This window comes from Mesorhizobium sp. M0140 (genome assembly GCF_040322475.1).
In the GTDB taxonomy this organism is placed as follows: Bacteria; Pseudomonadota; Alphaproteobacteria; order Rhizobiales; family Rhizobiaceae; genus Mesorhizobium.
Genome location: NZ_JAMYTM010000018.1, coordinates 132,000 through 145,671, shown reverse-complemented (window position 1 = coordinate 145,671; position 13,672 = coordinate 132,000). Strand labels below are relative to the sequence as shown.

General features: G+C 61.7%; 11 protein-coding genes. 8 read left to right on the top strand and 3 right to left on the bottom strand.

Translation table 11 applies throughout. From position 1 onward, the window contains the following. The coding region (locus NKJ37_RS19280) for a porin (RefSeq protein WP_352774691.1) at positions 1-1,157 on the top strand (1,157 nt) is incomplete at its 5' end. 159 nt (positions 1,158-1,316) lie between these two features. On the opposite strand, the gene NKJ37_RS19275 is transcribed toward NKJ37_RS19280, so the two are convergent. Then, the gene (locus tag NKJ37_RS19275; RefSeq protein WP_352774689.1) at positions 1,317-2,990 is read right to left on the bottom strand and encodes a tetratricopeptide repeat-containing sulfotransferase family protein; all 1,674 of its coding nucleotides are present in this window, start codon (positions 2,988-2,990) and stop codon (positions 1,317-1,319) included. A gap of 118 nt (positions 2,991-3,108) precedes the next feature. On the opposite strand from NKJ37_RS19275, the gene NKJ37_RS19270 reads away from it, so the two are divergent. Then, positions 3,109-4,221: a pyridoxal phosphate-dependent aminotransferase gene (locus NKJ37_RS19270; protein WP_352677440.1), complete on the top strand. Its 1,113-nt coding sequence runs from the start codon at positions 3,109-3,111 to the stop codon at positions 4,219-4,221. A 36-nt stretch (positions 4,222-4,257) separates the two neighbouring features. Here the strand turns inward: NKJ37_RS19270 and NKJ37_RS19265 are convergent, their stop codons facing one another. After that, positions 4,258-5,250 carry a bifunctional helix-turn-helix transcriptional regulator/GNAT family N-acetyltransferase gene (locus NKJ37_RS19265; protein ID WP_352677439.1) on the bottom strand — a complete coding sequence of 331 codons (993 nt, stop codon included), beginning with the start codon at positions 5,248-5,250 and terminating at the stop codon, positions 4,258-4,260. 166 nt (positions 5,251-5,416) lie between these two features. On the opposite strand from NKJ37_RS19265, the gene NKJ37_RS19260 reads away from it, so the two are divergent. The 6 genes from NKJ37_RS19260 to NKJ37_RS19235 all read left to right on the top strand — a co-directional run bounded on the left by NKJ37_RS19260 (position 5,417) and on the right by NKJ37_RS19235 (position 12,090). Further along, positions 5,417-5,701: an acylphosphatase gene (locus NKJ37_RS19260; RefSeq protein ID WP_352677438.1), complete on the top strand. Its 285-nt coding sequence runs from the start codon at positions 5,417-5,419 to the stop codon at positions 5,699-5,701. 71 nt (positions 5,702-5,772) lie between these two features. After that, entirely contained in the window at positions 5,773-6,423 is a 651-nt protein-coding gene (locus NKJ37_RS19255) for a TetR/AcrR family transcriptional regulator (RefSeq protein WP_352677437.1), read from the top strand. 61 nt (positions 6,424-6,484) lie between these two features. Further along, entirely contained in the window at positions 6,485-7,648 is a 1,164-nt protein-coding gene (locus NKJ37_RS19250) for an isovaleryl-CoA dehydrogenase (protein WP_352759032.1), read from the top strand. Position 7,649: 1 nt separating this feature from the next. Next, entirely contained in the window at positions 7,650-9,257 is a 1,608-nt protein-coding gene (locus tag NKJ37_RS19245; RefSeq protein WP_352677435.1) for a carboxyl transferase domain-containing protein, read from the top strand. Positions 9,258-9,452: 195 nt separating this feature from the next. Beyond that, positions 9,453-9,821: a hypothetical protein gene (locus tag NKJ37_RS19240; protein ID WP_352441363.1), complete on the top strand. Its 369-nt coding sequence runs from the start codon at positions 9,453-9,455 to the stop codon at positions 9,819-9,821. Positions 9,822-10,107: 286 nt separating this feature from the next. Next, positions 10,108-12,090, top strand: a complete 1,983-nt coding sequence (locus NKJ37_RS19235; protein ID WP_352441281.1) for an acetyl/propionyl/methylcrotonyl-CoA carboxylase subunit alpha — start codon at positions 10,108-10,110, stop codon at positions 12,088-12,090. A 75-nt stretch (positions 12,091-12,165) separates the two neighbouring features. Here the strand turns inward: NKJ37_RS19235 and NKJ37_RS19230 are convergent, their stop codons facing one another. Next, positions 12,166-13,287, bottom strand: a complete 1,122-nt coding sequence (locus NKJ37_RS19230; RefSeq protein WP_023812840.1) for an ABC transporter substrate-binding protein — start codon at positions 13,285-13,287, stop codon at positions 12,166-12,168. Between the last annotated feature and the right edge of the window lie 385 nt (positions 13,288-13,672).

Genomic DNA, 13,672 nt, shown 5'->3' with positions numbered 1-13,672 from the left:
CTGCGGCCCTGATCGCAGTTTCCGGTGCGCGCGCCGCCGACGCCGTCGTCGTCGCCGAGCCGGAACCCGCTGAATACGTCAAGATCTGCGACGTCTACGGCGCTGGCTACTTCTACATCCCCGGCACCGAAACCTGCCTGCGCATCGGCGGCTATGTCCGTTATGACATCGGCGCCGGCGACGTCGGCTCGTTCGATGGTGCTCGCAGCAACGACGTGCAGGACGGCAAGAACCAGGGAGCCTGGTACAAGAACACCCGCTTCACGCTCAAAACCTGGACCGGCCAGGAGACCGAGCTCGGTACCTTGAAGACCTACACCGAGACCCGCTTCAATTTCGGCAACAGCAACGGTGATCCCGACTTTGGCCCGAACGATGCGCACAACAAGGACGTATCGCTGAACTTCGCCTGGATCCAACTCGGCGGTCTGCGCGTCGGTAAAGACGAATCGGCCTTCGATACGTTCATCGGCTACGCCGGCAACGTCATCCAGGATACGCTGGTTCCCTACGGCGACTTCGACACCAACGTCGTCCAGTACTATTTCGACGCAGGCAATGGTTTCTCGGCCGTGCTCTCGCTCGAAGAAGGCTCGGGCGCTGGCTCTGTCGACGATCTCGGCAACGGCAAGTATGGCGTTGGCACGATCGACAGCTATGTTCCCCATGTCGTCGGCGGCGTGAAGTGGACCCAGGGCTGGGGCGCGATCACTGGTGTTGTTGCGTATGACAGCAACTACGAAGAAGTCGCTGGCAAGGTTCGCTTGGATGTGAACGTTTCCAACGAGTTGTCGTTGTTCATCATTGGTGGCTATGGCACCGACGATAACCTCAACGACCCGACCTACGATCAGCCCGCGGGCGGTCGAGGCTTCTACAAGCAGTGGGGCGGCAACTGGGCAGTTTGGGGCGGTGGCACCTACAAGTTCAACGAGAAGACCTCGTTCAACCTTCAGGCGTCTGCTGATGACTGGAAGAACGTCGGCGTCGCAGCGAACGTTGCCTATGACATCGTCCCCGGCTTCACCGTCACGGCCGAAGTTGACTATCTTCACGCCGGCAAGTTCGATGAGGGCAGCACGGATAACGTCGCCTGGACTCCGGCCGACAAGAAGAACAGCGTCGGCGGCCTGCTCCGCTTCCAGCGCTCGTTCTAATACATTTCGACTTGTCGAAATCGAAACCTGGCGGGCAACCGCCGGGTTTTTTCAGGACGTTGTACGACCATCGGATGCGGTGCTGATTCGGTATTAACAGCGAAAGTCTCGGACGCATTGCATGCACCCGCAAAGCTCGTCGGCAAATTACGGATTGGACTATTTGTCCGCTAGATCGCCCAACGCATCAATCAGCGTCTGAATTTCGTTTTCATAATTCTTCCAGCGCTTGACCGACGATTTGTAGATCGGTTGGCGGACCTGCCAGCGGCTGGGTGTGTTGACCGAACCATCCCTGTCGAAAAAACGCAGGCAGGCGTCATCCCAGGGCAGCCCAAGGTAATCTATGAGGCGGCGTGACTGCGCCTCCTGATCCTCGACCAGCGTTTCGTAGCGATTTTCGAAGATAAGGCCTGGAAAAACCTCGTTCCAATGGCGCATCAGTCGGTCATACTCGCGGTAGTACAGACCTAGTATCCGCAAATCAGTATTGTAGCTGTGTCCTTTGTTGAAGCTCTGGACAAAGCAAGAGACGCAATTGTCGATGGCATCACGGCGACAATGAATGATGCGCGCGTTGGGAAAGAGAAGGCCGATAAGGCCGATCATTTCAAAATTGTGCGGCATCTTGTCCACCACGCGAAGCGCGGCAGGCGCCCACTCCCTAAGGTAGGACAGATGCTCTTCCGCCAACTTTCTGGACAGATCTTGCGTGACCGACATGACCGGCCGGCTCAAATCGCCGGCCGATGAGGTTTTAAGGCCGATTGCATTGGCGACCCGCCTTAATTTGTTAAGCTCGCCTGCCCCTTGAACATCGGGATGGCTGGCGCAGATCTGTTCCGTGAGCGTTGTGCCCGACCGCGGCATACCGACCACGAACACAGGCACTTCGGAAGGATTTCCATAGCCGGCCCTGGCCGCCAGAAAGTCCGGCGTGAAGGTTTCAATCAGGGAGTCGATCCAGCGGCGATACAGATTGATGTCGAAGGTGTAGCCGGAGGCCCGTTTCCCCCTATTGAAATGGTCGAATGCCTCACTGTAGCGCTTGAGGTCGTTCAGTACCTTGCCGGCAGCGTGATGGAGCTTGTAAGCACCGTCCGGATCAAGCTTGGGATTGCCGAGTTCACGCAGGATGGATTGGAGTTCCTCCGGCTCTTCGGTGAATTTTTTCGTCTGTACGAGGTCGTGGTAGGCAGCCGGCACGTCGATGCGACGTCCGATTGCTTCTTTCAGAAAGGCGGCGGCCTCATCCATGCGCCCCAGGCCGCTGAGCGCGCTGGCCAGCCCCGCCCGCACTTTGGGATGATCGCGGTTGATCTTGAGCGCTTTCTCGTAAAGCGGCAAAGCCAGGTCGGGTTTGTCAAACTTGGTGTAGGCGCGCCCCAGTGCACAAAGCACTTCGATAAGTCTGGGCTGCAGTTCCAAAGCATACAGCATATGCTTGATGGCTGGCGAATATTCGCTGACCTTCACATAGGCCTCGCCGAGGCTGAGGTGGTAGTAAGGGTTTTTAGGTTCCTCGCCGACCGCCCGCGCGAAATATCGCAAGGCCATCTCGTCATCGTAACGCTGGTACAGGGTCCCCAGGATGTACAGAGCGAGCGGATGGTTTGGCGTGCGCGCCAGCACCCGAAGGCACAGGTCCTGAGCCTCGTCGAGCCGCTGGGCCTGCTGAAGGGCATAGGCCTGGTTCAGCAGCGCTTCGTCGGCCTGCGCTCGCGATTGAGCGTTTCCTTGGCTCACTGTCGGCTTGAGTATCGGCCCCTTCGCTTTCGGCGTGGGCCCGGGCTTGATGTGCTTTGACCAAGCAGGCGGGAGACGGTTGTTCATGATATCTCGCTAGCAAAAAGAGCCGGATGAATCCAGCGTTACGGATCTGCCCAGCGGCAACTTGCACCGACCCATCCGGCGCGCTAGCAAGAAGGCCCTTTTCAAACGAGCTTCCGCCATGCACCAGCGCCCTCCCCTCATGCCGCTCATCGCAGCGCTTCCCTCGACGGTGCCGTTTGTCGGCCCCGAAGCGCAGGAGCGCGAGCGTGGCCGCGCTTTTCGCGCCCGCATCGGCGCCAATGAGAGCAGCTTTGGTCCCTCGCCGCGCGTCACCGCCCGGATGGCCGAGATCGCCGGCGACATGTGGATGTATTGCGATCCCGACAATCACGATCTGAAGGTGGCGGTCGCCGCGCATCACGGCGTGAAGGCCGAGAACGTCGTTGTCGGCGAAGGCATAGATGGCCTGCTCAGCCTGGTGGCACGCATGTATGTCGCGCCTGGTGACGCGGTGGTTACCTCGCTCGGCGCTTATCCGACCTTCAACTTCCACATTGCCGGTGTCGGCGGGCGGCTGGTGACAGTCCCTTACGAGAACGACAAAGAAAGCCTGGATGGCCTGCTGGCGGCGGTGCGCAAGGACAAGGCCCCGCTGGTCTATCTCTCCAACCCCGACAATCCAATGGGCAGCTGGTGGGAGGCGAGCGAGATCATCCGCTTCATCGAGGCGCTGCCGGAAACCACCATGCTGGTGCTCGACGAGGCCTATGGCGAACTCGGGCCGGCCTCGGCGATGCCGCCGATCGATATCTCCAGGCCAAACGTCATCCGCATGCGCACCTTCTCGAAGGCTTACGGGCTGGCGGGCATACGTTGCGGCTATGCGATCGCCGAGGCCCAGGTGATCCGCGACTTCGAGAAGATCCGCAACCATTATGGCGTCAGCCGCATGGCGCAGATCGCCGGCGTCGAGGCGCTCGCCGATCAGGACTATCTGCAAAGCGTGGTCACGCGGGTCGCGGCCGGCCGCCGACGCATCGCCGGCATTGCCGAAGCGAACGGGTTGAAGCCACTGGCATCGGCGACCAATTTCGTCACCATCGATTGCTGCGGCGATGGCGCTTTCGCGCTGAAAGTTCTGCAAGGTCTGCTGTCACGCGACGTCTTCATCCGCAAGCCTATGGTGCCACGGCTCGACCGCTGCATCCGCGTCAGCGTCGGCCTCGATCACGAGCTCGATATTCTTGCCGAGGAGTTGCCTGGCGCGCTGGCAACGGCGCGGGGGAACTAGAATCGCGTCTGCAAGCAGCCCAGCAGCAAAAGCTGCCTACAAATCCATTTCCCAGGTCTGGCCGGTCAGATCCTTGCCGAAGCTGTGGTGGTGCTCCTGCGAGACCAGCGTGAAGCCGGCACGTTCGTAGATTGCACGCGCCGCAACGAGGATGTCGTTGGTCCACAGCACCAGCTTGGTGTAGCCGCAAGCTCGAGCCCGGTTCACGCATTCCGCGACCAGTCGTTTGCCGATGCCGAGGCCGCGCGCCGACGCCTCGACATGCAGCATTCTCAGCTTGGCCACCTTGTCGTCCTGATGAACAAGGAACACCGCGCCGACCGGCTGACCACCGCGCTCGGCGATCCAGCAGAAATCGCGGCCGGGCACGAAATTGCGAATGAAATCGGCGCCGATCTCGGCGAGCATGGCCTCGAACTCGATCGTCCAGCCATATTCCTCGGCATAGAGTTGGGCCTGGCGCTGCACGACCCAGCCGACATCGCCGACGCGATGCGGCCGCAACGTCACCTCGCTGCTTTCACGGGTGGGGTCGCCCAGCAATTCCCCCGCCTTGCGCAAGGCGCTGCGCAGTTCATGCAACCTGTCGTCGGGGACGCTTTCGATCAGCCGCGCCGTGTCCCGATCGGCCGCCGCTTGCAGTCTGGCAAGCGCTGCCTCGCCTCGTGAGGTCAGCGAGAGGACCCTTCGGCGCCGGTCAGCCGGGTCCGTTCTGGCCTCGGTCAGCCCCTGGCCCGCGAACTTGCGCAGGATCCGCGTCAGATAGGCGGCATCGACACGCAACTGTCTTGATATTTCGGAGGCCGCCGGGCCATTCTCCAGCCGAAAAGCATCAGCCAGGAAACCTCGCTCGCCGGCGATTTCGGCGGAAGCCGGGTTGCTGCGGTGACCCAATTCGAACAGCACGCGCGCCTCGGTCAAAGTGAATGCACTTTGTGTCAGCGTCTCGTCGAGAAGGCCAACGGTGCGCGTGTAGAAGCGATTGAAGCGCCTGACATCGGCCACCAATGCGTTGCGCTCGTCCAGCATCTGCGGCCAACTCCCCAATAGGGCAGCTCCATTTTCCAAATTTAATGGACTAAGTCAATTAAATTTCAAAGCCAGAGGGCCCAGCTATTGCGTCGTGCGCGCAATTCTCATGTTGCATTCCCTGAGCCATGCACCAGATTTTAACGAGACAGGCTTGGAGAGATTCATGACTGGTCATCGCAGGAAAGTGCAGGCGCGCATCTACGGCAATGTGCAAGGCGTCGGCTTCAGAGCATGGGCCCGGGATGAGGCCACAGGCCTTGGTCTTGCGGGCTGGGTTTGCAATGAAGCGGATGGGTCCGTAACGACGCAAGTTGCAGGCCTCGATGAAGCGGTCTCGACAATGATCAAGTGCCTCTGGGAAGGGCCGGCCGGAGCTTCGGTTTCCAAGGTCGACATCGAGGAGCTGGTGGCAGAAAACGCCTCTGTTGGGTTCAGGATCGTTGCATGAAGGTGAATTTGGATCGGGCGCCTTGAATTAATTGAACGTTCGTTTTATTATTGCTCCGCAGAGGAGCTGACATGGCACGCACCACGGGGTCCGATGGCGAAAAGACCGAAGCGACCATCCGTGGGGCGGCGGTCAACCTCATCGCGCGCCTTGGTTACGAGGCGATGTCGATGCGCCAGCTTGCCGCCGAGGTCGGCGTCCAGGCGGCTGCGCTCTACCGCTACTTTCCAACCAAGGAAGAGCTTCTGTTCACGCTGATGCGCGAGCACATGGAAGATCTGGCCACAGCATGGGAGGCAGCCCGCCCGGCGAACGCAGATTCGGCGCAACTGCTCTCCGCCTATGTGCGCAATCACATCGCCTTTCACATCGAGCGACGGCACGCCACGCATGTGTCGAACATGGAATTGCGCAGCCTGTCGCCCGAACGGCTGACACAGATCCTGCGCATGCGCACAGCCTACGAGAAGGAACTGCGCGCCATCCTGCGCGACGGCGACGAGACGGGCGCCTTCAACATCGACGACACCGGGCTGACGGCCATGGCGCTGATCCAGATGATGACCGGCGTCATCGTCTGGTTTCGGCCGGGCGAGCGGCTATCAATCGCTGAAGTCACGGCGACATATCTTTCAATGACAATGCGGCTCGTCGGCGCGAAGATCGACGCCTACAGCGCCGCGCGTCCCTTCGGACGCGCAAAGGACGCTGTAGCATTTTGATTTCTCGCATGACCCCGAAAATCGAAGTCGATTTTCGGGGTCATGCGGCAGGAGGAAAAGCATGTACACGAACACGCTCAGCTTCGGGCATGACGAGGAGATCGAGGCGCTGCGCGACATGGTGCGGCGCTTCGCCCAGGATCGCATTGCGCCGATCGCCGCCGACATCGATCGCTCGAACGAATTCCCGGCGCATCTGTGGGGTGAACTCGGTGCGCTCGGCCTGCTTGGGATCACGGCCGATCCCGATTTCGGCGGCAGCGGCATGGGCTATCTTGCGCATGTGATCGCCGTCGAGGAAATCTCGCGCGCTTCGGCCTCGGTCGGCCTCTCCTACGGTGCCCATTCCAATCTCTGCGTCAACCAGATCAACCGCTGGGCGACGACGGCGCAGAAGGAAAAATTCCTGCCGCCACTGTGCTCGGGCGAGCGGGTCGGCGCGCTGGCGATGTCGGAACCCGGCGCCGGCTCGGACGTCGTCTCGCTCAAGCTGCGTGCCGAAAAGCGCAATGACCGCTACGTGCTCAACGGCACCAAGATGTGGATCACCAACGGGCCTGACGCCGAGACCCTGGTCGTCTACGCCAAGACCGACCCGGACCTGAAATCGCGCGGCATCACCGCCTTCATCGTCGAGAAGGCTTTTGCCGGGTTTTCCGTGGCGCAAAAGCTCGACAAGCTCGGCATGCGCGGCTCCAACACCGGCGAACTGGTGTTCAGGGATGTCGAGGTGCCCTTCGACAATGTGCTGCACGAGGAAGGGCGCGGCGTCGAAGTGCTGATGTCGGGCCTCGACTATGAACGTACCGTGCTTGCCGGCGGCCCGATCGGCCTGATGGCGGCGTGCCTCGACGTGGCAGTCCCCTATGTGCACGAGCGCAAGCAGTTCGGCCAGGCGATCGGCGAGTTCCAGCTGGTGCAAGGCAAGCTGGCCGACATGTACACGGTGATGAATGCCGCGCGCGCCTATGTCTATGCCGTTGCCGCCGCCTGCGATCGCGGCCAGACGACGCGCAAGGATGCCGCCGGCTGCGTGCTGTTTGCCGCCGAGAAGGCGACGCTGATGGCGCTCGACGCCATCCAGCTGCTTGGCGGCAATGGCTACATCAACGACTATCCGACCGGCCGCCTGCTGCGCGACGCCAAGCTCTACGAGATCGGCGCCGGCACCAGCGAAATCCGCCGCTGGCTGATCGGCCGCGAGATCATGGCGGAAGGGGTATAGCATGGCTACGCTGCAAACCCAGATATCCCCCTCCTCCGAAGCATTCCATGCCAATGCCGAGCGCATGCGGGCGCTGGTCGCCGACATTGCGGAGAAGGCGGCCACCGTCGAGCGCGGCGGCTCGGAGGAAGCGCGTGAGCGGCATGTTTCGCGCGGCAAGCTGTTGCCGCGGGAGCGCCTGGCGCAATTGCTCGACACCGGCTCGCCGTTCCTCGAGATCGGCCAGTTCGCGGCATGGTCGATGTATGGCGAGGAGATCTCTTCGGCCGGCATGATCGCCGGCATCGGCCGCGTCGAAGGCACCGAGGTGATGGTCGTCGTCAACGATGCCACGGTGAAGGGCGGCACCTATTATCCGCTGACGGTAAAGAAGCATCTGCGCGTGCAGGAGATCGCACTGCAAAACAATCTGCCCTGCATCTACCTCGTCGACAGCGGCGGTGCCAACCTGCCCAATCAGGACGAGGTGTTTCCCGACCGGGAGCATTTCGGCCGCATCTTCTACAACCAGGCCAACATGTCGGCAGCCGGCATTCCGCAGATCGCCTGCGTCATGGGTTCCTGCACGGCGGGCGGCGCCTATGTGCCGGCGATGTCCGACGAGACGATCATGGTGGGCAACCAGGCGACCATCTTCCTCGGCGGTCCGCCGCTGGTGAAAGCAGCGACCGGCGAGGATGTCAGCGCCGAGGATCTCGGCGGCGCCGATGTGCACACCAGGCTCTCCGGTGTTGCCGACCACTATGCGCTGGACGACGACCATGCGCTCGCCATCTGCCGCCGCATCGTCAAAAACCTGAATCGGAACAAGACTGTAAGCCTAAACTTACAGAGATCGATTCCGCCGCTTCATCCGGCGGATGAACTCTACGGCATCGTGCCGACCGACCTGCGCCAGCCCTATGACGCACGCGAGGTGATTGCGCGCATCGTCGACGGTTCCGAATTCGACGAGTTCAAGCAGAATTACGGCACCACGCTGATCACCGGCTTTGCCCATCTCCATGGCATGCCGGTCGGCATCATCGCCAACAACGGCGTGCTGTTTTCCGAAAGCGCGCTGAAGGGGGCGCACTTCATCGAACTGTGCTGCCAGCGCAAGATCCCATTGGTCTTCCTGCAAAACATCACCGGCTTCATGGTCGGTCGAAAATATGAAGCAGGCGGCATCGCCAAGGACGGCGCCAAGCTGGTGATGGCCGTTGCCACCGCCCGCGTGCCAAAGGTGACGATCATCATCGGCGGTTCGTTCGGCGCCGGCAATTACGGCATGTGCGGCCGCGCCTATTCGCCGCGCTTCCTGTGGATGTGGCCGAACGCCCGCATCTCGGTGATGGGCGGCGAGCAAGCAGCAACGGTGCTTGCCATGGTCAAGCGCGAAGGCATCGAGCGCAAGGGCGGGGAATGGAGCGCCGAGGAAGAGGCGAAATTCAAGAAGCCGATCCTGATGAAATACGAGCATGAGGGCCATCCGCTCTATTCGTCCGCACGCCTCTGGGACGACGGCATCATCGACCCTGCGAAGACCCGCGACGTGCTGGCGCTCAGCCTGTCCGCCGCGCTCAACGCCGAAATCGAGGACACGCGCTTCGGCGTGTTTCGGATGTGAGAATGGACGGTCAACTTCGACGGACAAACGGCGGAACTATACCGGCAGGCCGTTGCTGCCGTGCGAAAAGGCTGAACTGTATGGACCAACCGATTCATCAGCATAGGCGGCTTCGAATCTCAAACAGTGAACTGGCGGCGAGGCAAAATATTCGATACTGCTTATCCAGCATGGGGCGATGGGGACGGGCTGGAAATGAAACTGAAATATTGCCAGGGAACGGCTGCTTCGATACTTTCAGTATTTCTAATATTAACCGCGACCGGCATCGGCTCGGCGGAATCGCTCGCGGGACGCAAGGGAGACGTGCGTTTTCCGCCGACCTTGGGTTCGGGCGAATGCAACGTTGCCTACAAGGGCTACGTCGCGGCGAGCGGCCATTCGGCTTACGCCACAACCTTTTATTCGCGTGTCGTCGACCTCTACATTGTCTGCGGGACGAAGCTCGACGCGCCGTCCCAGAAGGCGGCGGAAGAGACGGCGCTGCGCAATTGCCAGGCCGGCTTGACACGGTGGAAGCTCAAGACCGCGAGTGGCGGCTGCGCAATTTCGTCATCGAAATAGATACTACCGACCGCAAGGTAGAGCACTCCCTTGGTAAGGGAGAGGTCTACGCCGAGGGCTGGAATGGCTCGCTGGACAGTACCCCCCTCTGTCCTGCCGGACGTCTCCCCCGCATTGGGGGAGATCGACTGTCGCTATCGCTTTCGCCAAATTCCAACATTGAAAGTTCGCAGCGAGGGCAAAGCTGCCAATCTCCCTCCTTGCGGGGGAGATGTCCGGCAGGACAGAGGGGGGTGTTGAAGCGCCCTGCTTCCCATGGACTGCGAGCCTTACATGCGGAGGCTCCATGTTTGCCAAGATCCTGATTGCCAATCGCGGCGAGATCGCCTGTCGTGTCATCCGCACGGCTCGGAAACTGGGTGTGCGCACTGTCGCCGTCTATTCGGATGCCGACGCGAGATCCCTGCATGTCGAGATGGCCGACGAGGCGGTGCATATCGGCCCCTCGCGCGTCGGCGAAAGCTATCTGCGCGGTGATAAGATCATCGCCGCGGCCTTGACTACCGGCGCACAAGCCATTCATCCCGGCTACGGCTTCCTGTCGGAAAATCCCGATTTCGTCGACCAGGTGACGGCGGCGGGGCTCATTTTCATCGGCCCGTCGGCGGCCTCGATCCGTGCCATGGGGCTGAAGGACGCGGCCAAGCGTCTGATGGAAAAAGCCGGCGTTCCGGTCGTTCCGGGCTACCATGGCGAGGCGCAGGAGATCGTGCTACTTGCCTCCAAGGCACGCGAGATCGGCTATCCCGTGCTGATCAAGGCACGCGCTGGCGGCGGCGGCAAGGGTATGCGCCGGGTCGAGCATCCCGATGAGTTTTCCGAAGCGTTGTCCAGCGCGCGGCGCGAGGCGAAAGCTGCGTTCGGCGACGACCGTGTGCTGGTCGAAAAATATGTCGACAAGCCGCGCCATATCGAAGTGCAGGTGTTCGGCGACAATTTCGGCAACGCCGTGCACCTCTACGAGCGCGACTGCTCGGCGCAGCGCCGCCACCAGAAGGTGATCGAGGAATCGCCCGCGCCCGGCATGACCGAGGCTTTGCGCAAGGCGATGACGGATGCGGCGGTGAAGGCCGCCAAGGCGATCAATTATTCAGGCGCCGGCACCATCGAGTTCATCGTCGATGCCTCGCAAGGCCTGAAAGCCGACCGCTTCTGGTTCATGGAGATGAACACCCGTCTGCAGGTCGAGCACCCCGTCACCGAAATGGTGACCGGCACCGATCTGGTCGAGTGGCAGTTGCGGGTCGCCAGCGGCGAAAAGCTGCCGAAGACGCAAAGCGAGATCGCGCTTACCGGCCATGCCTTCGAGGCGCGCATCTATGCCGAGGACGCGGCAAAAGGTTTTCTGCCGGCAACGGGCACGCTGCATCATCTGAGATTTCCAGACGCGGCCCCGCAAGGCGCCACGATGCGCATCGAGACCGGCGTGCGGGCGGGTGACGCCATCTCGCCGTACTACGATCCGATGATCGCCAAGCTGGTCGTCCACGCCACGGACCGCCAGGCGGCTCTGGAAGCGCTTGGCGCGGCGCTATCCCGGACCGAGATCGCCGGCTCGACCGTCAACACCGCCTTTCTTGCCGCTCTCGCCGCCGATCCGGATTTCGCCGCAGGCGACGTCGACACCAGCCTGATTGGCAGACACCAGGCGGCTTTGACGATCGTCCCGCCGCCGAGCGGAGAAACCATAGCCGCGGCCGCAGTCGCAGCCTCGGGGGCCGGAGCATCGCCGTTGTCAGACGATCCGTGGTCGTCGCTTGCCGGTTATGCCCATTTCCACAGCGTGGCGCGACGCACATGGCTGAAGTTCGGTGAAGACGATATCGCGGCGAAGGTTTCGGTGCGGCCGGATGGGCGCTTCCAGGTCGCGCTGGAGAAGCCCTATGACGACACCAATTCGCATGATTTTCGCGCCGCGCCGCGCCTTGCCCGCTGGCCCGGCCACATCACCGTGTTCGAAGGCGCCGTTGGCTACACCTTCGCCGTGTCGGACCCGTTGGCACGGGCCGATGAGGCGGCGGCAAGCGCCGGCAGCCTGCGTGCGCCGATGCCGGGATTGGTCAAGCTGGTGCGCGTGGGAAAAGGCGATACGGTGATCAAGGGCCAGCCGCTGCTGATCCTGGAGGCGATGAAGATGGAGCACACCATCGCCGCGCCGCATGACGGCGTGATCGCTGAGATCGCCACCGAGGGCGCGCAGGTGACCGACGGGACGGTGCTGGTGCGGTTCGTCGGGGAACAAGCCGCCTCGACCGCTGTAGCCAGCTGACGGTTCGAAGGTAAAAAGAAATGGCCGGGACGGACCCGGCCATTTCTCTACGCTACTTGGTCGCCAAGTCGGCGATTACTGCGCGATCGGCGCGTATTTGCCGTCATGCCACTGGTTGATGTCGTAGCTGGCATTCTTGAGATCGCCCTTCTCGTCGAAGGTGACATCACCGACAACGGTGCTGATCGGCGTGCCGTTCTTCAACGCTTCGGCAACCTTGGCCGGGTCGTCGCTGCCGGCACGCTTGATGCCTTCGGCGAATGCCTGGATGGTGGCGTATGAGAACAGCGTGAAGCCCTCCGGCACGAAACCGCCGGCCTTGATCTTCTCGACGGCAGCCTTGGCTTCCGGCTTTGCCTGCGGATCCGACGGGAAGACGAACATGGTGCCCTCGCCGGCCGGGCCAGCGACCTGCCAGAATTCCGGCGAGGCGATGGAGTCCGGCATGATCAGCTGGAACTTCAGGTTCTGTTCCGCCGATTGACGCAGGATCAGGCCAGCTTCAGGATGGTAGCCGCCGAAATAGACGACGTCGGCTTTCAAGTCCTTGAGCTTGGTGACGAGAGCCGAATAGTCCTTCTCGCCAGCGTTGATGCCGTCATAGTAGACCTCCTTGAGGCCGCCGGCATTCATCGTTGCCCTGACGGCGTCAGCCACGCCCTGTCCGTAGGCGCTCTTGTCGTGCAGGACGACGACATTCTTGCCGGCAAACTTCTTGGCGATCCATGGGCCGATGAAGGCGCCCTGCGCATCGTCACGCGTGTATAGGCGCATGATCGTCGGCCAGCCGGCCTTGGCTGCCGCATCGGTCAGCACCGGGTTTGACGAGGCCGGGCTCATCATCAAGGCGCCGGCTTCGGCATAGACGGCCGAGGCCGGAATGCTCGAACCCGAGCAGGCATGGCCGTCGATGAACTTGACGCCATCGGCGACGACGCGGTTGGCAACCGACACGGCCTGCTTGGGATCGCACTGGTCGTCTTCGATATCAAGCTTGATCATCGACCCGTTGATGCCGCCAGCGGCGTTGATCGCGTCGGCAGCGGCCTGTGCGCCCTGCTTGAACTGATCGCCGATGGTGGCGAGCTGTCCGGTCATCGGGCCGATCACCGCAAAGGTGATGTCGTCGGCGAATGCGACCGGCGTGCTCATCATCAGGCCGAATATGGCCGCGTTTAGAATACTCAATTTTTTCATTGTTGTAGAACTCCTCCACTCACGCGCGGCCGCCCCGGCCCCGCTTCTTCCAGAGAGGCCGGACAATTTCATCCTTCATTCGGCCTGTCTAGGCGCATTGGCGCCGCTCGATTGGGCCTGCAAGACGTCATCAACGCAAAAAGCCACGCCAGCCTTGTTCCGGCTGGTCGTGGCTTTTTTGTCCGTCGAGCAATCTCCGGGCGCTCTCGCGCCTAAGAATCCCGCTCGCCTTCCCCGTGTCGCGCACAGCTGAGCCTTGCTGCCTGCCGCGTTCTTTCTCTTGCCTTCGTGACCGTCTTGCGCGGCCTTCGATTTCGCCGGGTCTGGCCGTCTGTGCGGCCTTGATCCCGGAGCTTCCCTGTCTTCGATGGACCTCTCTGCGATT

What these genes read in the sequence shown, in the direction of transcription:
- NKJ37_RS19275 (WP_352774689.1), bottom strand. Translation starts at nt 2,990, where the DNA reads ATGAACAACCGTCTCCCGCCTGCTTGGTCAAAGCACATCAAGCCCGGG.
- NKJ37_RS19270 (WP_352677440.1), top strand. Translation starts at nt 3,109, where the DNA reads ATGCACCAGCGCCCTCCCCTCATGCCGCTCATCGCAGCGCTTCCCTCG.
- NKJ37_RS19265 (WP_352677439.1), bottom strand. Translation starts at nt 5,250, where the DNA reads ATGCTGGACGAGCGCAACGCATTGGTGGCCGATGTCAGGCGCTTCAAT.
- NKJ37_RS19260 (WP_352677438.1), top strand. Translation starts at nt 5,417, where the DNA reads ATGACTGGTCATCGCAGGAAAGTGCAGGCGCGCATCTACGGCAATGTG.
- NKJ37_RS19255 (WP_352677437.1), top strand. Translation starts at nt 5,773, where the DNA reads ATGGCACGCACCACGGGGTCCGATGGCGAAAAGACCGAAGCGACCATC.
- NKJ37_RS19250 (WP_352759032.1), top strand. Translation starts at nt 6,485, where the DNA reads ATGTACACGAACACGCTCAGCTTCGGGCATGACGAGGAGATCGAGGCG.
- NKJ37_RS19245 (WP_352677435.1), top strand. Translation starts at nt 7,650, where the DNA reads ATGGCTACGCTGCAAACCCAGATATCCCCCTCCTCCGAAGCATTCCAT.
- NKJ37_RS19240 (WP_352441363.1), top strand. Translation starts at nt 9,453, where the DNA reads ATGAAACTGAAATATTGCCAGGGAACGGCTGCTTCGATACTTTCAGTA.
- NKJ37_RS19235 (WP_352441281.1), top strand. Translation starts at nt 10,108, where the DNA reads ATGTTTGCCAAGATCCTGATTGCCAATCGCGGCGAGATCGCCTGTCGT.
- NKJ37_RS19230 (WP_023812840.1), bottom strand. Translation starts at nt 13,287, where the DNA reads ATGAAAAAATTGAGTATTCTAAACGCGGCCATATTCGGCCTGATGATG.